This is a genomic window from Hymenobacter convexus (genome assembly GCF_030580955.1).
In the GTDB taxonomy this organism is placed as follows: domain Bacteria; phylum Bacteroidota; class Bacteroidia; order Cytophagales; family Hymenobacteraceae; genus Hymenobacter.
This window is the reverse complement of record NZ_JAUQON010000001.1, coordinates 404550-428777: the sequence shown is the minus strand read 5'-3', so window position 1 is coordinate 428777 and position 24228 is coordinate 404550. Positions and strand designations below refer to the sequence as shown.

General features: G+C 62.9%; 20 protein-coding genes. 10 read left to right on the top strand and 10 right to left on the bottom strand.

What is annotated here, in order from left to right; translation table 11 throughout:
- Positions 1–217 precede the first annotated feature (217 nt).
- Both Q4S41_RS01685 and Q4S41_RS01680 read left to right on the top strand, forming a co-directional pair.
- Positions 218–1711, top strand: a complete 1494-nt coding sequence (locus Q4S41_RS01685) for a hypothetical protein (RefSeq protein WP_305029398.1) — start codon at positions 218–220, stop codon at positions 1709–1711.
- 75 nt (positions 1712–1786) lie between these two features.
- On the top strand, positions 1787–3412 hold the full coding sequence (locus Q4S41_RS01680) for a hypothetical protein (protein WP_305029397.1): 1626 nt from the start codon (positions 1787–1789) through the stop codon (positions 3410–3412).
- 93 nt (positions 3413–3505) lie between these two features.
- Here the strand turns inward: Q4S41_RS01680 and Q4S41_RS01675 are convergent, their stop codons facing one another.
- Positions 3506–4552, bottom strand: a complete 1047-nt coding sequence (locus tag Q4S41_RS01675) for a hypothetical protein (RefSeq protein WP_305029396.1) — start codon at positions 4550–4552, stop codon at positions 3506–3508.
- Between the two features lie 99 nt (positions 4553–4651).
- Positions 4652–5509, bottom strand: a complete 858-nt coding sequence (prmC, locus tag Q4S41_RS01670) for a peptide chain release factor N(5)-glutamine methyltransferase (protein WP_305029395.1) — start codon at positions 5507–5509, stop codon at positions 4652–4654.
- A gap of 55 nt (positions 5510–5564) precedes the next feature.
- Between prmC and ribD the strand changes: the two genes are divergently transcribed.
- The 5 genes from ribD to Q4S41_RS01645 all read left to right on the top strand — a co-directional run bounded on the left by ribD (position 5565) and on the right by Q4S41_RS01645 (position 10275).
- Positions 5565–6599 (top strand): bifunctional diaminohydroxyphosphoribosylaminopyrimidine deaminase/5-amino-6-(5-phosphoribosylamino)uracil reductase RibD, encoded by a 1035-nt coding sequence (ribD, locus tag Q4S41_RS01665; protein ID WP_305029394.1) that lies wholly within the window; start codon positions 5565–5567, stop codon positions 6597–6599.
- A 151-nt stretch (positions 6600–6750) separates the two neighbouring features.
- Positions 6751–7233 (top strand): GAF domain-containing protein, encoded by a 483-nt coding sequence (locus tag Q4S41_RS01660; protein ID WP_305029393.1) that lies wholly within the window; start codon positions 6751–6753, stop codon positions 7231–7233.
- A gap of 95 nt (positions 7234–7328) precedes the next feature.
- Complete coding sequence (locus tag Q4S41_RS01655) at positions 7329–8237, top strand: carboxypeptidase-like regulatory domain-containing protein (RefSeq protein WP_305029392.1); 909 nt, start codon at positions 7329–7331, stop codon at positions 8235–8237.
- A gap of 36 nt (positions 8238–8273) precedes the next feature.
- Positions 8274–8951 (top strand): hypothetical protein, encoded by a 678-nt coding sequence (locus Q4S41_RS01650; protein ID WP_305029391.1) that lies wholly within the window; start codon positions 8274–8276, stop codon positions 8949–8951.
- A 148-nt stretch (positions 8952–9099) separates the two neighbouring features.
- Positions 9100–10275 (top strand): glutathionylspermidine synthase family protein, encoded by a 1176-nt coding sequence (locus Q4S41_RS01645; protein WP_305029390.1) that lies wholly within the window; start codon positions 9100–9102, stop codon positions 10273–10275.
- 104 nt (positions 10276–10379) lie between these two features.
- Here Q4S41_RS01645 and Q4S41_RS01640 read toward each other — a convergent pair whose 3' ends face one another.
- The 3 genes from Q4S41_RS01640 to Q4S41_RS01630 all read right to left on the bottom strand — a co-directional run bounded on the left by Q4S41_RS01640 (position 10380) and on the right by Q4S41_RS01630 (position 13046).
- Positions 10380–10781: a GxxExxY protein gene (locus Q4S41_RS01640; RefSeq protein ID WP_305029389.1), complete on the bottom strand. Its 402-nt coding sequence runs from the start codon at positions 10779–10781 to the stop codon at positions 10380–10382.
- A gap of 126 nt (positions 10782–10907) precedes the next feature.
- Positions 10908–11570, bottom strand: a complete 663-nt coding sequence (locus tag Q4S41_RS01635) for a phosphatidylserine decarboxylase family protein (protein WP_305029388.1) — start codon at positions 11568–11570, stop codon at positions 10908–10910.
- Positions 11571–11759: 189 nt separating this feature from the next.
- Complete coding sequence (locus tag Q4S41_RS01630) at positions 11760–13046, bottom strand: Glu/Leu/Phe/Val family dehydrogenase (protein WP_305029387.1); 1287 nt, start codon at positions 13044–13046, stop codon at positions 11760–11762.
- A gap of 357 nt (positions 13047–13403) precedes the next feature.
- Here Q4S41_RS01630 and Q4S41_RS01625 point away from each other — a divergent pair, with 357 nt between their 5' ends.
- Entirely contained in the window at positions 13404–16775 is a 3372-nt protein-coding gene (locus tag Q4S41_RS01625; protein ID WP_305029386.1) for a T9SS type A sorting domain-containing protein, read from the top strand.
- Positions 16776–16849: 74 nt separating this feature from the next.
- Here the strand turns inward: Q4S41_RS01625 and Q4S41_RS01620 are convergent, their stop codons facing one another.
- Positions 16850–17827, bottom strand: a complete 978-nt coding sequence (locus Q4S41_RS01620) for a phosphatidate cytidylyltransferase (protein ID WP_305029385.1) — start codon at positions 17825–17827, stop codon at positions 16850–16852.
- 148 nt (positions 17828–17975) lie between these two features.
- The gene (locus tag Q4S41_RS01615; RefSeq protein ID WP_305029384.1) at positions 17976–18953 is read right to left on the bottom strand and encodes a CPBP family intramembrane glutamic endopeptidase; all 978 of its coding nucleotides are present in this window, start codon (positions 18951–18953) and stop codon (positions 17976–17978) included.
- Between the two features lie 203 nt (positions 18954–19156).
- Between Q4S41_RS01615 and dusB the strand changes: the two genes are divergently transcribed.
- The gene (gene dusB / locus Q4S41_RS01610) at positions 19157–20149 is read left to right on the top strand and encodes a tRNA dihydrouridine synthase DusB (protein ID WP_305029383.1); all 993 of its coding nucleotides are present in this window, start codon (positions 19157–19159) and stop codon (positions 20147–20149) included.
- A gap of 167 nt (positions 20150–20316) precedes the next feature.
- A complete protein-coding gene (locus Q4S41_RS01605; RefSeq protein ID WP_305029382.1) occupies positions 20317–21516 on the top strand; it encodes an ATP-binding protein in 1200 nt (399 codons plus the stop codon).
- 63 nt (positions 21517–21579) lie between these two features.
- On the opposite strand, the gene Q4S41_RS01600 is transcribed toward Q4S41_RS01605, so the two are convergent.
- The 3 genes from Q4S41_RS01600 to Q4S41_RS01590 are packed head-to-tail and all read right to left on the bottom strand — an operon-like array spanning position 21580 to position 24209.
- On the bottom strand, positions 21580–22635 hold the full coding sequence (locus tag Q4S41_RS01600) for a lipocalin family protein (protein ID WP_305029381.1): 1056 nt from the start codon (positions 22633–22635) through the stop codon (positions 21580–21582).
- Between the two features lie 49 nt (positions 22636–22684).
- Positions 22685–23446: a hypothetical protein gene (locus Q4S41_RS01595; RefSeq protein WP_305029380.1), complete on the bottom strand. Its 762-nt coding sequence runs from the start codon at positions 23444–23446 to the stop codon at positions 22685–22687.
- Between the two features lie 58 nt (positions 23447–23504).
- Positions 23505–24209 (bottom strand): carboxypeptidase-like regulatory domain-containing protein, encoded by a 705-nt coding sequence (locus Q4S41_RS01590; protein WP_305029379.1) that lies wholly within the window; start codon positions 24207–24209, stop codon positions 23505–23507.
- Between the last annotated feature and the right edge of the window lie 19 nt (positions 24210–24228).

Sequence of the window (24228 nt, the reverse complement as noted above, 5' to 3'; positions counted from 1 at the left end):
AGCGGCACCGTTTCGGTGCCAAATTACGTTAGTAATACGCGGACCTTCCCAGCGGCGTGCGGCCGGCCCTTGCGGGCGGGCGCGCAAGGCCTGATAACTTTCGCGGCGCTTTGTGCTTGTTTGTTAACGGGTTTTGGCCCGTTGTGCCCTTCATCCGCCTTCCACTATTTGCGTTGTTACTTTACTGTACGCTGTCCCACTCTTTTCGCCCTTCGTTATGAAAAAGTCGCTCACCGCTTTGTTGCCCGCCATGGCCCTGCTCGCGCTGGGCGGCTGCGCGAGCACCGCGGGCCTCGCCACGTCGGAAGACGACGGGGTCTATTACTCCTCGCAGGACCGCACCACGGCCGTGGTAGCCTCGGCACCGGCCCCGGCCAGCACCGACGAAGCCGCCAACCCCGACTACAACGGCAGCCCAGCCAAGTCGCAAGCCAACCAGGGCAGCGGCTCCGACCAATATTACGACAACACTTACACCTACATGAAGGGTGTGCCCACCAGCCCGGGCCTGAACTACTACAGCCCGTATAGCCCCTACACTACCCTCAGCTACGGCGGCATCTACGGTGGCTATGGCGGCTTCTCGCCCTACGCGTATGGCGGCTACGACCCGTTCTACAGCTCATTTTATAGCCCCTTCTACAGTCCGTTTGGCTATGGCTACCGGTCGGGTATTAGCATCAGCTTTGGGTTTGGCTACGGCCGTTCGTATGGCTATGGCTATTCGCCCTTTGGCTACGGCTACTCGCCTTACGGCTATGGCTATGGCGGCGGCTTCTACGACCCGTTCTACTCGCCCTACTACTATGGCGGCTCTATGTACGGAGGATATTATGGCCGGGGCGGCTACTATGGCAACAGCTATTATGGCGGCAGCAGCTACGGCTACGGCAGCAACGGCGGCTACGGATACGGCTCCTACGACAACGGTGGCGGCCGGGGCCGCACCTCGGGCCACCGCAACGACCGTAGCTCGGATGGCCGGGTATCGTCGGGGGGCGTGAGCAGTAGCGGCGGCTCGACGCCGACGCCGATGACTTCGGGTGGCGGCCGGGTGCGCAGTGAGTTGGTGGCCCAGCCGGGCGGCGCGGCCCAATCGGCCGATGGCGTGATGATTGACCGCAGCCGTGGCCGCACCGAGGCAGCTGCCGCCACGCCCAATACGGCCGTGGACCAGGCCACCGGCGCCTACAACCGCCCGCAGCGGATGGATGGCTCCCGCCGGCCGGAATACCGCAACATGGACCAGCCCGTTGGTACCACGCTTCAGCCTGCCCAGCCTGAGCTCAGCCCTGTGCAAGGCCAGGACGGCCGCAACAGTGGCCGGGGCCGCTGGCGCAATGCCGACGTAGTAGCCCAACCGGGCCAGATGCAGCCCGAGGCAGCTCCGCAGCCGCAGGAAAGCCGCCGCGGCGGGTTCTTCCGTAGCGCGCCCGTTGAACAGCCCACCAACGCCGGCACCCAAGCGGCCGAGCAGCCCCAGCGCCGCATATACCGCGAAGCCCAGCGCAGCTTCGAGCAGCCCCAACAGCAGCGCAGCTTTGAGCAACCCCAGCAACGCAGCTACGAACAGCCGCAGCAGCGCAGTTTTGAGCAACCACGGCAGGAGCGCAGCTACAGCCAGCCCAGCCAGCCTTCGTATTCGGCACCGTCGGGTGGCGGCGGGGGAGGCGGCGGCGGCGGGGGCCACAGCCGCGGCCGCGGCGAGTAAGTTCTGACCCAAGGTTTCTGCAAAATACTTTTCCAGCGAGCCGGCCGAACGGCCGGCTCTTTTTCTTCCCACCCCATGAAAAAACGGATATTATGGCTTAGCCTGGCCCTCGTAGCAGGGCAGGCCGGCCACGCCTTTGCCCAGGGCCCCAGCGACGCCCTGCGCTATTCTCGTCTGCAATTCGGCGGCACGGCCCGCACCCAGGGCATTGGGGGCGCCAACGTGGCGGTTGGGGCTGACTTCGGCAACCTCACCAGCAACCCCGCCGGGCTGGGGCTGTACCAGAAATCGGAGCTACACATCACGCCGGGCATCGGCATTGGTAGCAGCGATGCCCGCCCCGACGGCAGCTCGGTGGCGGCGGCGAGCGAGGACAAAAACAGCTTCCACATCGCCAGCACCGGCCTGGTGCTCACCAACCGCCGGCCCGACGGCGACCAGAGCACCAACTGGCGGGGCGGCTCGTTTGCGCTGGGCTTCACCCGCCTGGCCGATTTCAACACGGCCTCGCGCTACAACAACACGCTCAACGACCGCAGCGTGAACGGCCGTACCTACACCAGCGCCGACCAGTCGTACCTGGCTTCGTTGCGGGGCGAGGCCGGGCAGGGCTATTTCGATGACATCCGGCGGCAGGCGCGGGCCGGCGACTACAGCACCACCGGCAGCTACGGCCTCGACCCGCTGGCCTATGGCGCCTACCTCACGCGCATTGTGAAAAGCCGGGGCGGCGTCGATTCTGCCTTCGCCTCCACGGCGCTGCGCGGGCCCATCGGGCAGTCGGAATACATCACCACGCGCGGCTCGATTTCGCAGTTCGACCTGGGCTACGGCGCCAGCTACCGCGACCGGCTCTACCTCGGCATCGGGGTGGGCATTGTGAGCTCCAACTATCACCAGACGAAGGATTTTACGGAGTCGGACAATTCCACGGCCACCCACCTCAGCAGCTATACCCTGCACGAGACGCGCGACGTGAAGGGCAGCGGCTTCAACGCCCGCCTCGGCGCCATCTTCCGGGCCACGGATGCCCTGCGCGTGGGGGCTTCTATTCAAACGCCCACCTTCATGCGCTTCACCGACACGTACAACGCCCGGTTTACCACCGATTTCAGCACCCAGGGCACCGACGTGGTTTCAACCACCTCACCGGCCGGCAGCATTCCGTCTGATATCGTGGGCGTAACCTCGGTTGATGCGCTGCCCAACGACTATGCTTATTCCATGACGACGCCCTTCCGGGCCAATGGCGGCGTGGCCTACACGCTGGGCAAGCACGGCTTCTTGACGGGCGATGTGGAGTATGTGGGCTACGGCCAGGCCCGCCTGCGCAACGACCCGCAGAATGCCAACGGCGACGACTATACGTTCACCCAGGAAAACAACGACATCCGCAGCCTGTACCAGAACACTGTCAACCTGCGTTTCGGCGCCGAAGGCCGGTTCGATGTGTTCCGGGTGCGGCTGGGCTACGCCCGCTACGGCGACCCCTACGCCGCCGATGCCAGCAACGAGCGGGCCCAAAACTTCTACACCGCCGGCCTGGGCCTGCGCGAGGGCAATTTCTTCATCGATGCGGCCGGGGTGTACACCACCTTCACCCAGCTCTACACGCCTTACACCCTGGCCGGCCTGCAGCCCACCATCAAGGTGAACAACACCCGGTTTACCACCAGCGTCACGGCCGGCATCACGTTCTAATACAGCCCGTTGGCTTGGATTAATTGAGCCACAAGCTATTCAGACAAAAAGGCGTCCTCATCGAGAGGGCGCCTTTTTTTATCGGCGCTGCACCTATTTGGTCACCTTCACCGAGCAGGTGAGTATGGGGGCGGTGCCCAGCACCAGGTTGCTCACCAGCAGCAGGCCGGTATGCGTCTGCGTCGTTCCGTTTTCAGTTACCGTTACTTGAAAAGCCACCACCTGGTTCTTGGCCAGCACGCCTGTGCTGTACTGATTAGTAAATGCCGTGCTGGCAGTGAATGCATTGTTGATGCCCGCCACCGTGGTGATGTTGGCGAAATCGGTTTCGTTGAGCCGGGTGGCGCGCAGCACGGTGGCGTTGCGGTTGGCGTTGGGCCACTGCTGGGTATTCATTTTAATGGTGCTCAGGTCGGCGGGGGCACTCAGGCTGACGGAGTTGCCGTTGGCGCTGGTGGCTATCAGGTCCACGAGCAGCTGGTTGCCTTGCACGGTGGCCTCGTTGTTTATCACGGCGTATTTGGGCAGCTGCAGGCCGGTGCGCAGGTTCAGGTAGACGCGGCGGGTGGCTCGCAGGGCCACGGTGTCGGCCTCCCTGCGGTTGCGGGGCACGGGGCGCAGCAGCGCGGTGTAGCTATGGTACACGGCCGCCGAATCGGGCTTGCGCACCGTGAGGCGCAGGGCCCGACTGGCCGACTGGCTCTGCTTGTCGGTGATGGTGTACTGCCACTGCTCGGTGCCCGAAGTGGCGCGCGCTACGAAGGAATTATTGAACAGGTACTCGCCGCCTGCTGGTGGCGACTGTTGGGTACTCACGTAGACCGGATTGATAAGCGAGTCGAGGTATACGATGTCCTGGCTGGCCGGGGCATTCTTGGGGTCGAAGCTAGCAGTCGGGGTAGGGTAGTTGATGGGGCTGAGCCCCGGGCTGTACGACACCACCACGCGCAGCCGCTGCAGCGCTACGTCGTTGCCCACGGCGTAAATTCGGGTGGTGAGGGTGTCGTTGGCCGTCACCGTTTTGTTGCCGGACGTGAGCGTGGAAGCGCCCACCAAATCCAACTGCACGGGTCGGTCATTTTTGGCACAAGCCCCCAGCAGCACGGGCAGGCAAAGCAGCATCAGAAGGCGAAAGCGCATGGTGCAAAGGTAACGGTGGGCCGGGCCTGCAACAGGCAGGTGGGCGCTTTAACGTGACGCGTCGTCTTTCATTTTGTTCACGTCGATGGATAAGTCGCGCTACCGCCGGGTGCCGCGCACCATCCGCGCCTTCCCGAACATATCGGGCACCACCCTCACGGCCTCAAAAGCAGCGGGCGTGAGCAGAGCAGCCGTCTCCGCCCCCAGCGCCTCGTTGATTTCCAAATAAATAACCCCACCCGGCCGCAACAACTCCCGGCCCACCTCGGCAAGGCGGCGGTAGAAGAGCAGCGGGTCTTCGTCGGGCACGAAGAGGGCCGTGGCGGGCTCCCAGGCCAGCACGTTTTCGCGCATCAGCGGGCGCTCGCTCTCGCGCACGTAGGGCGGGTTGCTCACCAGCACATCGAGGGTGCCGGGCGGCAGGCCGGCGGGCAGCGCCTGCAAAATATCGACCTGCTGAAAGGCCACGGCTGGGGCGTAGCGCGCGGCGTTTCGGCGGGCCACGGCCAGGGCCTCGGTCGAAATATCCACGGCCAGCACCTTGGCTTCGGGCAGGACACGGGCCAGCGCCAGCGCCAGGCAGCCCGAGCCGGTGCCTACGTCGAGCACCGACAACTGCCGACGGCCTTTTTGTTCCTGCGTGATGAGGTGCACCAACTCCTCCGTTTCGGGGCGCGGGATGAGCGTGGCGGGCGTCACTTCGAGGTCCATGTCGGCGAAGTAGGCGGTGCCCAGCACGTATTGCACGGGCTCGTGGGCCAGCAGGCGGGCCAGCAGCGCGGGCCGGGCCGCCTCGGCGGCGGCGGGCACGGCTTGCTGGGCGTCCATCATGCGCTGCAGGGAGTCGATGCCGAGCAGGTGCTCCACCACCAGCGCGGCAATGGCCTGGGCTTCGCGCTCGGGGTAGTGGGGCTGGAGGGCGGTAGCAAAATCGGTGGTGAACTGGCGCGTGGTCATCGGAACAAATGTAGGCCCACGGCGTAGCTACGAAGCGGTTCCTACCTTCGCCCCGATGAAAATTGACGACGTTGCTTTCATGCACCGCGCCTTGGCTTTGGCGCAACTCGGCACGGGCTATGCCCGCCCCAACCCGTTGGTAGGCTGCGTAGTGACGCACCAGGGCCGCATTATCGGCGAGGGCTGGCACCGGCAATACGGCGGCCCCCACGCCGAGGTAAACGCCCTGGCCGCCGTGGCCGACCAGGAATTGCTGAAGCAAGCCCGTGTGTACGTGACGCTGGAGCCCTGCGCTCACCACGGCAAAACGCCACCCTGCGCCGACCTGCTCATCGCCAAGGGCGTACCCGAAGTGGTGATGTGCAACGACGACCCCTTCCCGCTGGTGGCGGGCCGCGGCCTGGAGAAGCTGCGTGCCGCCGGCGTGCACGTCGAAACCGGCCTGCTGGCCGAGGAAGGCCGCTGGCTGAACCGCCGATTCTTCACGTTTCACGAGAAAAAACGGCCTTATCTGGTGCTGAAGTGGGCCGAAACGGCCGACGGTTTTCTGGCGGGGCGTTATTTCCAGCCCGTGCGCATCAGCGGGCCGCAGGCCAACCTGCTCACCCACCAGTGGCGGGCCGAGGAGCAGGCCATCCTGGTGGGCACGCGCACAGCCCTGCACGACAACCCCCGCCTGAGCGTGCGCGACTGGCCCGGCCAGCAGCCCACGCGCCTCGTCATCGACAAAAACCTGAGCTTGCCGCCCACCCATCACCTGCTCGACGGCTCGCAGCCTACCCTCATCTACACCTACCGCCAGCCCTACCACAAGGCCAACCTCGACCTCGTGCACCTCTCCGAAGCCGACGACCTCCTGCCGCAAGTGCTGGCCAATCTGTATGAGCGGCAGGTGCAGTCGGTGCTGGTGGAGGGTGGCCCCACGGTGCTCAACGCGCTGCTGAACGCGGGCTTGTGGGACGAAATCCGGGTGTTTCGCTCGCCCATGAAGCTGGGGCAGGGCATTGCCGCGCCGCGCATCGGCTTCGGCGGCTTGCGTGGCGTCGAAAACGTTGGGCCCGATAAGCTGTTCCGGTATGTGAACGAGTAATTCTTCTTCGACGCCTGTCATCCTGAGATTGCGAAGGACCTTATCACATTTGAGCGCGGCTCGCTGTAATTCAAATTATCCAAGTGCGATAAGGTCCTTCGCAAGCTCAGGATGACAGGCGTCTGTACGCAACCAACAATTAAAACCCATCATGGCCGAAACCCTCGCCCTCGACACCACGCTCACCAAAGCCGAGCAATACCGGCAGCTGCTGCCCCAAATCGAAGCCCTAACCACCGGCGAGACTGACCTCACGGCCAACCTAGCCAACACGGCAGCGGCGCTGCGGCAGGCCTTCGGGTTTTTCTGGGTGGGTTTTTACCTGGTGAAAGGCGAGGAGCTGGTGCTCGGCCCGTTCCAGGGGCCCATTGCCTGCACCCGCATCCGGCACGGCAAGGGCGTGTGCGGCGCCAGCTGGGCCCGGGCCGAAACCGTGCTGGTACCCGACGTGGAGGCCTTCCCCGGCCACATCGCCTGCAGCTCGGAGTCGAAATCAGAAATCGTGGTGCCCATCCTGAAAAACGGCCAGGTAGTGGCCGTGCTCGATGTGGACAGCGACCAGCTGAACGACTTCGACGCCGACGACCAGCAGGCCCTGGAGCAGCTGATGCAGCTGGCGGCGCGGTGGTTTTAGGCCGCCCCTCCCCGGCTAACCACCTATCAACCAAAGCTGGTTTTCGTTGCGCTGACTGCCGGTCAGCTATCGGCCTGGCCTTTGCCTTCACGGCATTGCTGCTGGCTAACGCGTCGGCCCGGGCCCAGCCCACCGCCCTATCAGGCACCGTAGTAGATGCCGTTTCGGGGCAGCCGGCGCCGTTTGCAGTCGTTGAAATCCGGACCCGCCACCTGGGGGCGCAAGCCACGGAGCAGGGCCGTTTCACGCTGGAGCTACCGGCCGGCCTCACGGCTTTCGATTCGCTAAAGGTGTCGTCGCTGGGCTTTGCGCCGCAGGTGGTGGCCGTGCCCGGCGCCTCGCCGTGCCGGCTGGCGCTACGTCCGCTGGCCGTGGCGCTGTCCGAAGCCGTGGTGCGGGCTGCTACGGCCCTGCCGGTGCTGCTGGGGCCGACAGGGGCGGGCAATAAGTTTGGCTTTGGCGGCGGCGCCATGCTGAGCGCCGAGCAAAGCTCCGGCTGGCAGGTGGCCAGGCAGTTCACCGATGCGCCGCCGGGGAGCATTCGGGCCGTGCGCTTTTACCTAAAGCCCAACCCGCACTGTGGCAAGGCTTCGGTAAAAGCGCCCTTCCGGGTCCGGCTTTATGCGGCCGACGGCCCCAACGGCGCCCCCGGCACCGATTTGCTGACGACTTCTGTTATCAGCGCGGCCGGCAAAATGGGGTGGCACGAAGTAGACCTGGCGGCCTACCAACTGGCGGTGCCAGCGGGCGGCTTCTTTGTAGCGATGGAATGGCTGTTTACCAAACCTGAGTTTGGCTGCGACTACGGCTATATTACCGCCTCCAAAGAACAGAAAACCGGCCACGCCTACGGCCCCAACCTCGGCGGTTACCTGAACGCCGACCAGCCGGCCGGCTGGTACCTGAGCGCCGGCTACCCGTGGCAGGTTTTCCGGCGGGTCCAGGATTATGCCAATCTTGGCAATCAGAGCGCCGCTATTCAGGCCATTATTCAGCCAAACTAAGGCCTTTCCACAGCGCTGTTAACCTTATCCTTCTCCATGAAAAAGCACTTTCACCTCCTCGGCGACTGGCGCCGCAACGTGCTGCTGCTGGCCGCCGCCAGCAGCCTCGGCCTGGCCCTGCCCGCCTGCTCCAGCGATAACGCCCGTACTAACGACAATGGCGCCGAAGGCAGCTGGGGCGGCGAAACATATAGCCAGGGCGTTATCACGGAAATGACCGAGGTGCAGCCCGGCGAGTGGAAAATCACGGCCGAGCGCCCGGCCGGCAAGGAGGAAGTGGCCGCCATTCTGCACCACGCCGATGGCCGCACCGATACCCTGCAGGGCCAGGCCCTGCAGCGCCAGATGCAGGACTACAGCCGCCAAAATCCCGAAAACCGAGCCCAGGGCAACGGCCTGATGAACGTGCTGATGTGGAGCAGCATCGGCTACATGGCCGGCCGCTACCTGACGCCCAACCCCGCCTACTACGCCAACCCCGGCGTGATGCAGCAAAACCAGGGCTGGCGCAACAGCATTACCAACGAGCGGCAGAATGGCCGCGGCTTCTTCGGCCGGGGTTTCACGGGCCGCAACGCCTCGCCCACGGCGGGCATTCAGGAAAGCCGCTCCACGATGCGCAGCGCCCCGCGGCCCAGCTTCCGCAGCAGCGCGCCGGCCGGTCGCAGCAGCGGCTTCGGCAGCCGCGGCGGCTTCCGGGGCTTTGGGGGGTAGGGTGTAAGCGAATGAAAGAGCGTCATGTCGAGCGCAGCCGAGACATCTCGCGTGTGGTAGTAAACCAACCGAAAGGATTAGTTGTGGCACGCGAGATGTCTCGGCTGCGCTCGACATGACGTTCTTTTCCATCTGATTATCAATCATCATGATTAACCTCCTCCCCCTTTCCGGCGACGTGGCCCCGGCCGTGCGGGCCCTGGGCTGGGACTGGGCCATTGAAGACGCCTGCCAGCACTACGTGGCCCGCGAAGCCGTGCAGTTGACCGAAGCCGAGGCCGAAACGCTCCTGCAAGCCGCCGACACGCTGTATGACATGCTGGTGGAAGCCATTCCGGACCCCATTCCCGACGATTTCCTGCAAAAGCTGGCCATTCCGGCCAACCTGTGGGAAGCCGTGCGCCACTCCTGGAACGATGAGCGGCACTGGCACCTCTACGGCCGCTTCGACATCGCCATCACCGCCGACGGCCCCAAGCTACTGGAATTCAACGCCGACACCGCCACCAGCCTGCCCGAAACCGCGGTGGTGCAGTGGGCTAGTCTGGTAGCCGCCGGCCAGTCCGACGACGACCGCCAGGCCAACGGCCTGTTCGAATGCCTGGAGGACCAATTCCGCCATTGGCGCGCTCTGAACAACGACCGACAAGCCACCCTCCTGCTCGTGCACCTGCCCGAAAGTGCCGAGGACGAAGCCAACTGCGCCATACTGGCCGAAGCCGCCCGCACGGCCGGGTTTGCCGACGTTTTCATTTGCCCGGTTGATGCCATGACCGTTTCGGTGCAGGGCGATGACCGGGGCGTGTGGGCCGAATCGGTGCCCGGCGAGTGGCAGCGGTTCGATTTCCTGTTCAAGCTGGTGCCCTGGGAAATTTTGGCCGAAGAAGAGCCCGCGCTCACCGCCGACCTCGTGCACCTGCAGCTCACCCGCGATGTAGTGACGGCCAACCCGGCCTATGCCCTGCTTTTCCAGAGCAAAGCTCTACTGGCGAACCTCTGGGACACCTTCCCGCACCACCCGCTGCTGCTCGAAGCCAGCCTGAACCCGCTGCCCGGCCACCACGTGCGCAAGCCCCTGCTGGGCCGTGAAGGCCAGAACGTGGCCGAAATCCAGGCCAACGGCCAAGCCGGCGCCGAAGTGCCCGGCGAGTTCGGCCAGCAGCCCCAGCTATACCAGCGCTGGGCCGAGCTGCCCACCGACGCGCAGGGCCGCCGCTACCAGGCCGGCGTGTTTTGGGCTGGCGAGGCCTGCGCCCTCGGCTTCCGGCGCGACGCGGGGCTCATCACCAACCTGTCGGAGTTCGTGCCGCATATACTTGTCTGAACCGCAGATTTTCGCAGATTTTCGCAGATTAAACGGATAAGAACGGATTCTGATGGGTCCGTTCTTTTTTGTTTTCTGAACTATTCAAGCCTTAAGCGAGAGACTTAATAGATGGGTTTGATTTTGACGAAGCGCTTGAATTCCAACGACTGACCACCGAAGTTGATGAGCAGGCCGATGGTTAGGCGGTATGCCTCCAAGTAGTTGATGATTTGGGCGTGGTGCGTTTCATGCAAGGCGCTCAGGGCTTTCAACTCCACAAGTACAGTACCATTCACAAGGAAATCAACCCGGCGCGAACCAATTTCCTTTTCGCGATAGAAGATGGGCATTTCCAATTCGCGCTGCGCTTCCACGCCACATTGCTCCAGCTCAATGGCCAGTGCCCGTTGGTAAATCACCTCCTGGAAACCAGTGCCCAGCACCCGATGCACCTGCATTGCGCAACCAATAATCTTGCCCGTCAACTCCTTGTATGAGCTCAAATCGACTTGCGCTTTTTCCATATCTGCCACCTTTTCAACTCAATAGCAAATCCATAAGAATAGGGAATTCACCAAAGTACAGAAAACAAAAAAGAACGGACCCATCAGAATCCGTTCTTATCCGTTTAATCTGCGAAAATCTGCGGTTCAGACCTTTAGCTGGCAAATGACGGTTTCGCCGCCCTTCACTTTCTGGCCCAGTTCAACCTTCACCTCGGTATCGAGGGGCACGAATACGTCGACGCGCGAGCCGAATTTGATGAAGCCGAACTCCTCGCCCTGGCTCACTTCGTCGCCCTCGTTCACGTACCACACAATGCGGCGGGCCATGGCCCCGGCAATCTGCCGGAAGAGCACCAGCGGGCCGGCATCCGACTCCACCACCACGGTGGTGCGCTCATTCTGGGTGCTGCTTTTGGGGTGCCAGGCCACCAGGTAATTGCCGGGGTGGTACTTGAAATATTTCACCAGGCCCGAAATCGGGTTGCGTGTCACGTGCACGTTGATGGGCGACATGAAAATGCTGATTTGCTTGCGCTCATCCTCAAAATACTCGGGCTCGAACACGTTTTCAATCACCACCACCTTGCCGTCGGCGGGCGCCAGCAGCAGGTCTTCGTGGGTGAACATGTGCCGGAACGGGCTGCGGAAAAACTGCAGAATCAGCAAAAAGATGATGACCGTGGCCCCTGCGAACAAACGGTTTACCAGCGAGTTGCCCCGGTTGAAATAAAACATCAACAGATTTAGCGCCAGCAAAATCAGCAGCGTCACAAACAGTATGCGTCTTCCTTCTTTATGTATTTTCATGCGTAGTGCGAAACAGGCCGCCGGACGTGCAAGTTAAAGCCTGCTTTTTAAACTATGGCTTAAACAACGGCCCACCTTGCCGCAACGGGCAAAGTGGGCCGGATGTTTGGCCAGCGGCGCAAAACCGGGTTTGCGCTGGTAGCCAGGCACCCAACTTACTTCCGTACGAGGGGCACCGTGACAATGGTTTTAGAAGCCGCCGCGGAACTTGTAGGTCTGGGCCACCTTGTCGATGGCCACCACGTAGGCTGCGATGCGCATCGGCACCTTGTATTTCTGGCTGGTCTGGTACACCTTTTCGAAGGCGTCGGACATGATGCGGTCGGCGCGCTCGGTCACCATTTCCAGCGTCCACTTGAAGCCCTGCTTGTTCTGCACCCACTCGAAGTACGACACCGTGACGCCGCCCGAGTTGGCCAGAATATCCGGCACCACCATGATGCCCTTCTCGTTGATAATGGGGTCGGCCGAGGCCGAGGTGGGGCCGTTGGCGCCCTCCACAATGAGCTTGGCTTTGATGTCGTGGGCGTTGTGCTCGGTGATGACGTCCTCCACGGCGGCGGGCACCAGCACGTCCACATCGGACGTCAGCAGGTCGTTGGGGTCCATCGGCGTGGCGCCGGTGAAGCCTTCGAGGCGGCCGTTATGGGCATTTTTGTAGGCAATGGCCTCGTCGATATTGATGCCATCAGCGTTCCAGTAAGCGCCGGAAATATCTGACACCGCCTTGATTTTCACGCCCTGCTGGTGCAGCAGCACCGCCGCCCACGAGCCCACGTTGCCGAAGCCCTGCACAGCGGCCGAAACTTCCGTAGGCTTCAAACCCAACTTTTTGAGGGCGGCCAGGGCCGATACCATCACGCCGCGGCCGGTGGCCTCGGTGCGTCCCAGCGAGCCGCCCATTACCAGCGGCTTGCCCGTCACCACGGCGGGCGAGGTCATGCCGTTGGTTTTCGAGAATTCGTCCATCAACCACGCCATTTCGCGGGGGCCGGTCCCCATGTCGGGGGCCGGAATGTCACGGTCGGGGCCGAAAATGTCTTTCAGGGCCAGCGTGTAGCCGCGCGTCATGCGCTCAATTTCGCCGGCGCTCATGGTGGTGGGGTCGCAGATGATGCCGCCCTTGGCGCCGCCGTAGGGGATGTCGACCACGGCGCACTTCCAGGTCATCCAGGCCGCGAGGGCCTTCACCTCGTCGAGGTGCACGTTTTTATCGTAGCGGATGCCGCCCTTGCTCGGGCCCAGAATGGTGTTGTGAATAACGCGGTAGCCTTCAAAAACGTGAATCTTGCCGTCGTCCATCGTCACCGGGATGTTGACGATAACCTGCTTGTCGGGCGCTTTGAGGACGTTGTAGGTTTCGTCGTCGAGGCCAAGGATTTCGGCCGCGATGTTGAAGCGCGACATCATCGATTCGAGCGGGTTTTCGCGGTCCATTAAGGGCGCGGGCTCTTTATACACAGTGTGGGCTGCCATTCGAAAGGGGGTTGGTTTGAGAAGCGTTGGGTGGGATGATGGATACGTTTTAGGCCCGCAAAGGTATTGCTTTTGTCAGGATGACGAAGGAATTTCCTGCAAACGTTTGGGGGTGCATCCACGCAACGGGCACCGGCTGCCCCTGAGTTTCAAACGCAGCAGCACTTATCACTCAAGCAGTTGGAAATCAAAATAATATTTCAACAAGCACCTCCATTATTCGTTGATTATCAGCTCATTTTTTTCAGTTACTGCGCACATTGTCAGCGTCAAAATATTGTTCGGGCCGGACGGTGCAGGAGAGTGTCGGGAAACAGCACCTGTAAGTTCATCCCAAACTCTAATTCCCACATCCCTATGGTTAAACAATACCTTCTCGCCTTGCTGCTGGCCGTGAGCTTCAGCCCGGCATTCGCTACTAAGTTTTACGTGGCCCCGACGGGCAATGACACCAACCCCGGCACTATTACGGCGCCCTTCCTCACCATTCAGCGGGCGCAGGCGGTGATGCTAGCCAATAGCACGCCCGCTTCTACCACGACCATCAGCACGGGCGACACGGTGTACATCCGCGGCGGCACGTACATGATGCAGAACTCGCAGATAGCTGGTTATTCTACCGTTGCCAACGGCAATTACGCCTACATCACGCTCCTGAACATTAGCGGCGTAGCCGGCAAACGCGTCAACTACTGGGCCTACCCCGGCGAGCAGCCGGTATTCAACTACGCTAACGTCGACCCCAACGCCACCAACGCCGGGGCCCCGAACCCGCCCCCCTACCGCCTCAGCGCGTTTGAGGTGACGGGCGGCTACATCCATATACGCGGGCTGGAAATAGTGGGCCTGCGGGTGCCCGTGGTGGGTCCTACCGTCAATACACTGTCCATCTGCGTGTCGCAGAGCGGAGCGTTGGGCAACAACATTTTCGAACGGCTGAGCATGCACGACGGCCAGGCCATCGGCTTTTACATGACGCGCGGGGGCAATACCCTGGTGCTGAACTGCGACGCCTACCGCAACAACGACAACGTGAACGCGCCCAACTCCACCGGCACGGCCAACGGCGGCAACGTCGACGGCTTCGGGGCCCACGTGAACCAGACTACTTACACCGGCAACGTGTTTCGCGGCTGCCGCGCCTGGCAAAACAGCGACGACGGCTTCGACTGCATCACGAATAATGCGGCCGTCACGTTCGAGAACTGCTGGGCCTTCTACAACGGCTACACGCCGAAATTTGTGAGCCGCGGCGATGGCAACGGCTTCAAGGCGGGCGGCTACGGCACCGGGGCCAACCCCAGCGTGCCCAACCCCATTCCGCGCAACGTGGTGCAGGGCTGCGTGTCGGTGCGCAACAAGGCGAACGGGTTTTACGCCAACCACCACCTGGGCGGGCTCACCTTCGTCGACAACACGGCCTACCGCAACGGCGGCGGTTCGAGCAGCGCCAACTACAACATGCTGAACCGCAGCAATGCCAGCCTGGCAACGAATACCGACGTGCCCGGCTACGGCCACATCGTGCAGAACAACATCAGCTACAGCCCGGCCGTGGTAGGCGCCGACCTCACCAACTGCGACCCCACCACGAGTACCGTCGACCACAACACGTTTGCGCCCAACAGCGTGGGCGTAACAGTCAGCTCCAGCGACTTTCTCAGCATTGATACCACCTTGCTGCGGTCGCCGCGCCAGGCCGACGGCAGCCTGCCCATCATCCAGACCTTGCGCCTGGCCCCTGGCAGCGCCCTCATTGACGCGGGTACCACCGCCAACTACCCCACCAGCTTCACCTACACCGGCAGCGCCCCCGACGTGGGCGCCTACGAATACGCCAACCTGTGGACCGGCGCGGCGGGCACCGACTGGCTCACGGCCGGCAACTGGACCGGCGGCGTGCCGGTGTCCACCCTCGACGCCTTCATTCCGAGCGTAGCAGTTACCCGCTTCCCGGAACTGAGCACCGGCGCGGCCGTGGCCCGCGCTCTGGTGGTGAGCAGCGGCGCCTCGCTCACGCAGAGCGGCGGCACCCTGAGTTTGACAGGAAACCTGACCAACAACGGCACTTGGACGGCCACCGGCGGCACGCTGGCCACCACCGGTAGCGCCAGCCAGGTGCTGGGCGGCAGTAGCTCGCTGCGGGTGCAAGGCCTGAGCATCGGCGCTGCCGGGGCCAGCCTGGGCACGCCTACCAGCTTCCAGGGCGCCCTCACGCTGCTGGGCAACCTGACCACCAACGGTCAGCGGCTGACGCTGCTTTCCAGCGTGAGCAGCGGCGTGGCTAACGACGGCTTGGTGGTGAACAGCGGCGGCGTGGTGAATGGCACCGTGACGGTGCAGCGCGCCATCGACCCGAGCCTAAACCCCGGCCTGGGCTACCGCCACTATGCCTCGCCGGTGCAAAGCACCACCGTGGCCGACCTGAACACGGCGGCCAACGGCGGCGGCTTTGCGCCGGTGCTGAACGCGGCCTACAACTCGGCCGCCGTGCCCAACAGCGTGACGCCCTTCCCCACGGTGTATGGCTACGACGACAGCCGTCTGGCTCTCACCAATTCCACTACTGCGTTCGATAAAGGCTTCTTCTCGCCCGCCGCGCCCGGTGACGCTTTGGCCGTGGGCCGGGGCTACACGGTGAACATCGGGGCCGGGGAATTGGTCGATTTTCGGGGGACGCTCAATAATGGCCCGCTGACGCTGGCCCTCAGCAGCACCCGCCCCAGCTTTGCCGATGGCGGCTGGCAATTGCTGGGCAACCCCTACCCTGCCCCGCTCGACTACTCTTTGGTAGATGCGGCCGACCGCACCGGCCTCGACGACGCTATTTACGTGTACGCCAGCACTGGCCAATATGCGGGCCAGTACCGCAGCTACGTCAACAACGTGGGCAACCCGGTGCTGCCGGTGGGCCAAGGCTTTTTTGCCCGCGTGGCGGCCGGCCAGAACTCGGCCAGCCTCACGTTCCGCAACAGCCAGCGCCTGACAGTGGCCAACGGCACGACTTTTCAGCGCACAACGGCCGAAACCCGGCCGCTGCTGCGCCTCACTCTGCAAGGTGTCGGCAGCCCGCTCGCCGATGAAACCACCGTGTATTTCGAACGCGGCGCCACCAGCGGCTTCGACCGTTCCTTCGATGCCGAGAAGCTACCCAACCCCTCGGGCCTCAACCTAGCCACCAGTCAGGCCGGCCGCCAGCTCAGCATCGACGGCCAGCCCGAATTGGGCCCGGCCCCGCGCGTGGTGCCGCTGGCCGTGGGCGTGTCGGCCGCGGGCACTTATACTTTCAATGTCAGTGAAATGCTCAACCTGAGCACCGTGCCCGTATACCTGCGCGACCTGCAGCTTGGCACCCTCACCGACCTGCGCCAGCAGCCCAGCTACCACTTCACGGTGGCCAACGCGGCGACGCTTAATACTACGCGCTTCGAACTGGTATTTGGGGAACTACAAGTATTGGCTACCGCACCGGCGGCCCTGGCCCGGCAGGTGGCCCTGTACCCCAATCCGGCTACTAAACAGGTAAATATTGAGCTGCCGCTAAGCCTGAGCCGCCAGCCCGTGACGGCTACGCTGGTGGATGCCCTGGGCCGCGTGGTACGCCAGCAGGTGTTGCCTGCTGGCGCAGTTGTTCACACGCTGCCGCTCGGCGAGGTGGCCGTCGGAGTGTATTCCCTGCGCCTGACCACGGACCTGGGCACGGTGGTGAAGAAGCTGGTGGTGGAATAAAAATTGAGGCCGTAATAAAAAAGCCCCGCTGCCAATCAGACAGCGGGGCTTTTTTATTGCGGCCTCGCATCAGCCTACCCCGCCAGTAGTTGCAGCAGCGCCAGTACCGGCAGCACCAGCAGAAACGCGTCGAACCTATCGAGCAGGCCGCCGTGGCCGGGCATGATGCTGCCCGAGTCCTTCACCCCCACGCTGCGCTTAAGCATGGACTCGGCCAAATCGCCCAGCGGCGCGAACACGGCCACCACGCCGGCCGCCACCAGGCGGTGCGTGAGCGGCATATCGGGCAGCATGAAGCCGATGGCCCAGCCTACCAGCAAGGTCATGGCGAAGCCACCGGCCCAGCCTTCCCAGGTTTTGCCGGGCGAGATTTTGGGGGCCAGCTTGTGCTTGCCGATGGCCCGCCCCACGGCGTAGGCGCCGATGTCGGACGCCCAGATGAGGAAGAGCAGGCCGAAGATGCGGCGGTAATCGTAGCCCCCCGGATGAAAGGCCACAACAATCAGTGCCGTCATGGGCACGCTCACATAGAGCAGGCCGGTAAGCGTGGAAGCTACATTGGTAAAGGGCTGGATGTATTTGGGCCAGAGAAACATTTCCCGAATCAGTAGCAACACCGTCGTCGCAGTGAGCAAGGCGCCGGGAATGGCAAACATTGTCAGCCAAGTTTGCGATTGCCAGAAGGACGAGGTGATATGCTCCGCAAGCTTGTCTCCCGCAGGTGAACCGTCGGACGGCGCCAGCGAAATAATGCTGTCGCCCATCATGTAATACGTGCCAAATAAGACACCTCCGAAGAGCACAAGGCTGACTCCCACCCCAAACCACGTGGCCGGCGCGAAGCCGCCCGCCCGCATCATGCGGTAAAACTCCCACAGCATCACGGCCTGCACAGCAGCGAAAAACAGTCCGAACGTCCAGGGGCTGAACCAGACGCTGCCCAGCAGCAGCGCGGCGCCAATGACGCCCCAAGTGATGCGCAGTTGCAGGTTGCTGGGGCCGGCTTTTTCGGCGGAAGTTTCGGTGGGAAGCGGAGGTGTAGAGTCGGGCAAAGTGGAAGGGAGAAAGGATGAGAAGTCTTGCGGTAGAGACGCAATATTTTGCGTCTCGTCGTTGCTGATGTTGTTTAGACTGCGCGGTTTAAGAATACAGATGACGCGGCTCCGGTCGTTCAACGACGAGACGCAAAGCATTGCGTCTCTACACTGTCCTTTTTACGCCCTCGCTGCTGAGGGTGAGCATCTGGGTAGGTGGGGCCACGGCGGCGGCCGTCAGGCGCTGGTGCAGCACGTAGAGCAGCCCCGCCGTGAGCAGCGCCGAAGGCAACACCAGCCACCACGGCAGCGCCTCGTTGGAATCGGCATCGAAGCCCCAGCCGAACTGGCCGCGCTGGGTGAGGTAAACCAGCAGCAGCTGGAAGGCATTTTGGGTGAAGTGCGCCGCCATGCTCACCAGAATATTGCCGCTCCAGAGGTAGAGATACCCCAGCACCAGTCCCAGCAGGAAGCGCGGCACAAACCCAAAAAACTGCATGTGAATGGCCGAGAAGATGGCCGCTCCCAGCCACACGCCTACGTGCGGCGAAAACCAGCGCACCAGGTTTTTCTGAATCACGCCCCGAAACACCAGCTCCTCGGCCACGGCCGGCACCAGCGCAATGACGACGACGCCCACTAGGAACCGCGTCCCGGAGTTGAACCGGGTGAGAAATTTGGTGAGCACGGCGGCGCGGTCTTCGCTGGCCCGGGCCCACCCCTCAAAATCGTGCAGCGCGGCCGGGAAATGCGCGCCCGCGTTCCACGCAATGACCACCGACATCAGCGGCATGATGACGAGGATGAGCGCGCCCGCCGCCAGCAGCCACCAGCCCGCCCCCAGCCGGCGCGGGCTGAAATACTCGGCCCAGCCGTAGCCCATTGCCGAGGCCAGCGCCAGCGCGCCGCCCCCAAACACCAGCCCCAGCGTCACGCCCTGCACCATCATCAGGATGCCCCAGCCGTCGGGCGCCTCGGTGGGGCGCTGCAGGGCGGCCATCATTCCGCCCACCGACAGCCCAAAGCCGCCCAGCCCCCAGGCAAATATCACGGCGTAGGCCACGCAGAGGCAAACCACCATGAAGACCAGCAGAAACAAAATCTGCAAGCCGGGGTGCAGCGTGCGGGACAGGAAACCTTTCATGGCGGGGTACAAGTTGGGAAGGGCGTAAATTTACCGCAGTTTTTAACTTAGGCTTGACGATTGAGTTTTGTGAACGTCATGCTGAGCTTGTCGAAGCATCTCTACCGCATAAGTAATCAATGCCGTTGCACCGAAGCGGTAGAGATGCTTCGACAAGCTCAGCATGACGTTCCTAATAATCCGCTAAAAAACCCGATATCCCCGTGGTCAAAATAGGTCCCAACATCACCCTCCCCGACTTCCCCCTGCTCCTCGCGCCCATGGAGGACGTGAGCGACCCGCCCTTCCGCGCCGTGTGCAAGGCCAACGGGGCCGACTTGATGTACACCGAGTTTATTTCCTCGGAAGGGCTCATCCGGGCCGCGGCCAAGAGCCGCAAAAAGCTCGACGTATTCGACTACGAGCGGCCCATCGGCATCCAGCTGTTCGGCTCCGACGTGGAGACGATGGGCGAGTGCGCGGCCATCAGCACCGAGGCCGGGCCCGACCTCATCGACATCAACTACGGCTGCCCGGTGAAGCAGGTGGCCTGCCGCGGCGCCGGCGCCGCCCTGCTCCAGGACATCCCCAAAATGGTGGCCATGACGGCCGCCGTCGTTAGGCACACCCACTTGCCCGTGACCGTGAAAACCCGCTTGGGCTGGGACGAGGGCACCAAAAACGTGGAAGAAGTGGCCGAGCGCCTGCAGGACGTGGGCATCCAGGCCCTCACGGTGCACGGCCGCACCCGCGCCCAACTCTACAAGGGCGAGGCCGACTGGCGCCTCATCGCCAGCATCAAAAACAACCCGCGCATCAAAATCCCCATCTTCGGCAACGGCGACATCACCTCGCCCGAAAAAGCCCTCGAATATAAAAACCGCTACGGCGTGGATGGCGTGATGATTGGCCGGGCCAGTATCGGCTACCCCTGGATTTTCCGCGAAGTGAAGCACTACGTGGCCACCGGCCAGCACCTGGCCCCGCCCACCCTCGAAGAGCGCGTGGCCATGTGCCAGATGCACTTCGACCGCAGCGTGGAGTGGAAAGGCCCGAAAGTGGGCGTTTTCGAAATGCGCCGCCACTACGCGCATTATTTCCGCGGCCTGGAGGGCGCCAAAGCCTGGCGCACCCGCCTGGTGGACGTGGGCACGCCGGCCGAGGTATATGAGATTCTGCAGGAAATTGCCAACAGCGACGCCGTGCTGGTGGGCTGAGGCAGTTGGCTCGCTTGAAATCTGAACGTCATGCAGAGCGCAACAAAGCATCTTGCCCGCCACTGCTAACTCAATCGTTGAAACGGCATTGATTAGTGGTGGCGGGCAAGATGCTTCGCTGCGCTCTGCATGACGTTTTGCGGCATGACGTTCTTTCTAACAATTACATGATTCCGATTTACGAAAAGAAAACCCGCATCAAAATCCTGATTGCGGTGCTGGCGCTGCTCATCGGCGCGGCCACCGTCATCTACACCAACTTGCTGGTGAAGCGGGTGGCCGAGCGCGAGCAGCAGCAGATTCAGTTGTATGCTAAAGCACAGCAATTTACCGTCAATTCGGAAACCATCAATCCGTTCATTTTCGACCAAATCATCAACGGAAATACGACTATTCCGGTAATTCTCACCGATGGCACCAACGTCGTCAGCGCCAAGAATATTGACATGCCACTGCACCTGCCCGAAGCCGATTCGATGGCCGTGCTACAGCAGGAGCTGGCCAAGATGAAGCTGCTGCACCCGCCCATTATAGTGGAGCTGGGGGCCGGGGCGCGCAACTACATTTTCTACCGCGACTCGGAATTGCTGCGGCAGCTGCGCACCTACCCGCTGGTGCAGTTGGTAGTCATCGGCTGCCTGGCCATCATTGCCTACTTCGCGTTCAGCTCCTCGCGCCGGGCCGAGCAAAACCGCGTGTGGGTGGGCCTGGCCAAGGAAACGGCCCACCAGCTGGGCACGCCGCTCAGCAGCCTGGTAGGCTGGCAGAACTACCTGCGCGACTCCGACCGCTTCAAGAACGAGCCCATTGTGGAGGAACTGGGCAAGGACATCCGCCGCCTCGAAATCATCACCGAGCGGTTCAGCAACATCGGTTCCGTGCCGGTGCTGAAGGACGAAAACCTGTACCAGACCACCCGCAACGCCATCGAATACCTGCAAAGCCGGGTATCGAAAAAGGTCGTGTTCAAGATTGAATCCGACCTGCCGATGGACACACCCGCCCGCATCAACGTGCCGCTGTTCGACTGGGTCATCGAAAACATCTGCAAAAACGCGGTGGACGCCATGGACGGGCGCGGCTCCATCACGCTGCACCTGCGGCGCGTGCGCACGCGCCGCACCTGGTACCGGCGCGGCACCCCGCCCCGCCAGGTCGCCGTCGACATCACCGACACCGGCAAGGGCATTCCCAAAAACAAGATGGAAAGCGTGTTCATGCCCGGCTTCACCACCAAAAAGCGCGGCTGGGGCCTGGGCCTGGCCCTGGCCAAGCGCATCATCGAGAACTACCACGAAGGCCAGCTCTTCGTGAAATGGAGCGAGCTGGGGAGAGGCACCACCTTCCGGGTGGTGCTAAACCAGTAGCGCGGACTTTTAGTCCGCGAAATAGTAACGTTCTTATTCGCGGACTAAAAGTCCGCGCTACGACTACCTATTCGTGATTTCTACGTAGGCGTTGCCCGTCACGGACTGGCCGTGGCGGGTGCCCGTCACGCGGCACATACCTTCCCAGTAGCGCAGGTTCAGCACTTTGAAGACGCGCAGGTTGAGCTCCTGGTTGGGCACTAGCGGCGTCACGGTCAGTTCGTAGCCTTTGCCGGGCACGCTGATGTGCCAGGTGGCGGGGTATTTTTTCTTTGAGGTTGGGCTGGTCCAGTATGTGATGGGCTCCAGCTTGAAATCGGTTTCGGCGAGGTGCAGGTTTTCGCCTTTGGCGCCGAAGTGCGAGCCGCCGCCGATGTGCTGGCCGGTCTGGGTATCGTGCACGGTGTAAAGCATCAGCTCCTCGCGGGGCTCGTCGAGCTGCAGGCTGAGCCAGTCCCAGGCCACGTTTTTCTTGTTCACGCCGCCGCAGTTCCACTGGCGGTCGTACCACAGCTCGCCGGTCACTTCGTGCGTTTTGCCGGCCACTTCAATGGTGCCGGTGGCGGCCAGGCGCGGGTAGCTATAGTAGCCGGCCTGGGCCACGGGGCCGTATTGCTCGTAGCCGGTGCCGCCGTGCAGTAGCACGGGCTTGGCGGGCGTGGTGGTGAGGCTGATGGCCTGGCCGGCCTGGTTGGCCATGCGGGCCTGCAGCTGATAGGCGCCCTCCTGGCCGGTGAGCGTCCAGGTTTGGGCGGCCTTAGGCTGGGCGAGGCTGATGGGCAGCGTGGCAGCCAGCGGTTGCGGCAGCTTGCCGAGGAAGTAGTCGTAGCGAAACTGCTGCGTCTGCGGGTTGGTGAGGGCGAAGTGCACCATCTGGTAGTCCTGCTTGCCGTCGGGGTTGAAGTGGAAGAAGACATACTCCACGCCGAAGCTCTCGCCCGTTTTCACGTCCTTCAAATGCCCAGTGAAGTACCACCATTCCAGCGAGTTATTTACGTGCGGCGCTTCTTCCAGCGGCAGCTGGGCACGGCCGGGGAAAAGGTCGTTCTTGGTAGTAGGCTTGAGGATGGAGCAGGCAGTAGCAACCGTGAGCAGCAGGGCGAAACGCAGGAATTTCATACCCCTTGAGAAGGCTTTTCGGGGCCGAAAGGTTTGCCGGAGGCGGTTGTTAGCGGAACTTCCCCACCGAATGACTTCTTCTTTTCATTCGGTTCTTCAGGTGAAGCACGTAGGATTTTTGGCTGGTCTTGTCAATGTCGGCGCTGGCCAGCTGGTAATGCCACCCTACCCGCTCCCAGTGATAGGCCGTAACCGCTGGCTCTTCGCCGAGGCCTTCAATAGGCACCACCAACTGAAACCTTCCCTGCGCATCGGTGGTCGTGACAAAATCATCGGGCAACGCCGACGACAAGCCCACTTCGATGCCTTCCCGAGGCCGGCCATGCGCATCGTACACAACGCCATTGATGGTGAGCAAGGAACCGTCCCGCAGCCTTGCATTGTCGCCTCCTACTGAATCGACACGCCCGGCCGCCAGTCCCGCTGCTGTTGTTCCAACCTTTGTCGGTTGCACTTGATTTTGGGGCACCGGCCCGCCCCAATAGGCGGCTGGCGCGGCTTGCCCCTGCGCCTTTGGGGCCGCCAATGCACCCAGCCCCAGCAGCGCCAGCGTGGCGCCCCACCAGCGCCGCCAGCCGCCCACCGCCCGGGCCGGCGCCAGCAAAGGCCGGTCGAGCTGGCTTCCCCGAAACCGGCCGCAACTCACGCCCGGGTGTTGCTGCAAAAACGCCACCACTTCGGCTTCGCTCATGCGGGTGAAATCCACCACGGTTTCCTGGCAGCTGGCGCAGTGGCGGCCGGTAGCGGTGGGCGTCATAGCGGCCCAGCTTTCATGGCAGGGCTTGGGAAGGCGAATAGTCGTTTCGGGCATGCGCCAAATGTACTACGCAAGGCATTAGCAATGAAGCCCTAAGGCACTATCGAAATGCTCAGCCCCGCGGCGGGGCCACGGGCGGCACGGGCGGCACCAGGCGGCCCATAATATGGCCCCGGCCTTCGGTCGACTGCAGCTTGATTTTGAGTTCGATGGGCTGCACGGCTGTGCGCAGGTTCACGGGCACGTCCTGGGGCTTGAGCTCAAACGGGTTGCCCTGCACGTGCAGCGTAAGGGAGCCCGCTTTCACGGGCGCCCAATTGGCGGCCAGCACGAGCTCAAAGCGGCCGTTTTCGTCGGTAGTGGCGCCGAATTCGGTCTTATTGATGAAGACAAACGCACCCACCACGCCGGGGCCCTTCTCGCCATCCAGCACCTGACCCCGGATAACAACGGACTTCTGCGAGGCGGCCGGGTCGGCCACGGCGGCGGCGGGCGTGGAGGGCGGCGCCTGCGGCGGCTTGCTGGCGCAGGAGGCCACCGGGTGCCAGCCCAGTAACGCCAGCGCGGCCCACAACCAGCGCCGGGGGCCTTGCAGCCGCGCGGCGGGCCGGGGCGTGAGCGGGGCGGCCAGCAACCCGCACACCCGCTGTCCGCCGCGCGCCGCCAGAAACGCCAGCACCTCGGCCTCGCTCATGCGGGTGAAATCGACCACTTCGGTGGCGCACACGGCGCAGTGGCGGCCCTGGGCGGTGGGCGTCATGGCGGCCCAGCTTTCGGGGCAGGGCTGCGGAATGCGGAGGGCGGGGCTGGTAGTCATGGGGCTAATGTAGCGTTTT

What these genes read in the sequence shown, in the direction of transcription:
- Q4S41_RS01685 (WP_305029398.1), top strand. Translation starts at nt 218, where the DNA reads ATGAAAAAGTCGCTCACCGCTTTGTTGCCCGCCATGGCCCTGCTCGCG.
- Q4S41_RS01595 (WP_305029380.1), bottom strand. Translation starts at nt 23,446, where the DNA reads ATGCCCGAAACGACTATTCGCCTTCCCAAGCCCTGCCATGAAAGCTGG.
- Q4S41_RS01600 (WP_305029381.1), bottom strand. Translation starts at nt 22,635, where the DNA reads ATGAAATTCCTGCGTTTCGCCCTGCTGCTCACGGTTGCTACTGCCTGC.
- Q4S41_RS01590 (WP_305029379.1), bottom strand. Translation starts at nt 24,209, where the DNA reads ATGACTACCAGCCCCGCCCTCCGCATTCCGCAGCCCTGCCCCGAAAGC.
- Q4S41_RS01675 (WP_305029396.1), bottom strand. Translation starts at nt 4,552, where the DNA reads ATGCGCTTTCGCCTTCTGATGCTGCTTTGCCTGCCCGTGCTGCTGGGG.
- Q4S41_RS01605 (WP_305029382.1), top strand. Translation starts at nt 20,317, where the DNA reads ATGATTCCGATTTACGAAAAGAAAACCCGCATCAAAATCCTGATTGCG.
- Q4S41_RS01625 (WP_305029386.1), top strand. Translation starts at nt 13,404, where the DNA reads ATGGTTAAACAATACCTTCTCGCCTTGCTGCTGGCCGTGAGCTTCAGC.
- Q4S41_RS01630 (WP_305029387.1), bottom strand. Translation starts at nt 13,046, where the DNA reads ATGGCAGCCCACACTGTGTATAAAGAGCCCGCGCCCTTAATGGACCGC.
- Q4S41_RS01680 (WP_305029397.1), top strand. Translation starts at nt 1,787, where the DNA reads ATGAAAAAACGGATATTATGGCTTAGCCTGGCCCTCGTAGCAGGGCAG.
- Q4S41_RS01635 (WP_305029388.1), bottom strand. Translation starts at nt 11,570, where the DNA reads ATGAAAATACATAAAGAAGGAAGACGCATACTGTTTGTGACGCTGCTG.
- Q4S41_RS01650 (WP_305029391.1), top strand. Translation starts at nt 8,274, where the DNA reads ATGAAAAAGCACTTTCACCTCCTCGGCGACTGGCGCCGCAACGTGCTG.
- Q4S41_RS01645 (WP_305029390.1), top strand. Translation starts at nt 9,100, where the DNA reads ATGATTAACCTCCTCCCCCTTTCCGGCGACGTGGCCCCGGCCGTGCGG.
- Q4S41_RS01615 (WP_305029384.1), bottom strand. Translation starts at nt 18,953, where the DNA reads ATGAAAGGTTTCCTGTCCCGCACGCTGCACCCCGGCTTGCAGATTTTG.
- Q4S41_RS01660 (WP_305029393.1), top strand. Translation starts at nt 6,751, where the DNA reads ATGGCCGAAACCCTCGCCCTCGACACCACGCTCACCAAAGCCGAGCAA.
- Q4S41_RS01640 (WP_305029389.1), bottom strand. Translation starts at nt 10,781, where the DNA reads ATGGAAAAAGCGCAAGTCGATTTGAGCTCATACAAGGAGTTGACGGGC.
- prmC (WP_305029395.1), bottom strand. Translation starts at nt 5,509, where the DNA reads ATGACCACGCGCCAGTTCACCACCGATTTTGCTACCGCCCTCCAGCCC.
- ribD (WP_305029394.1), top strand. Translation starts at nt 5,565, where the DNA reads ATGAAAATTGACGACGTTGCTTTCATGCACCGCGCCTTGGCTTTGGCG.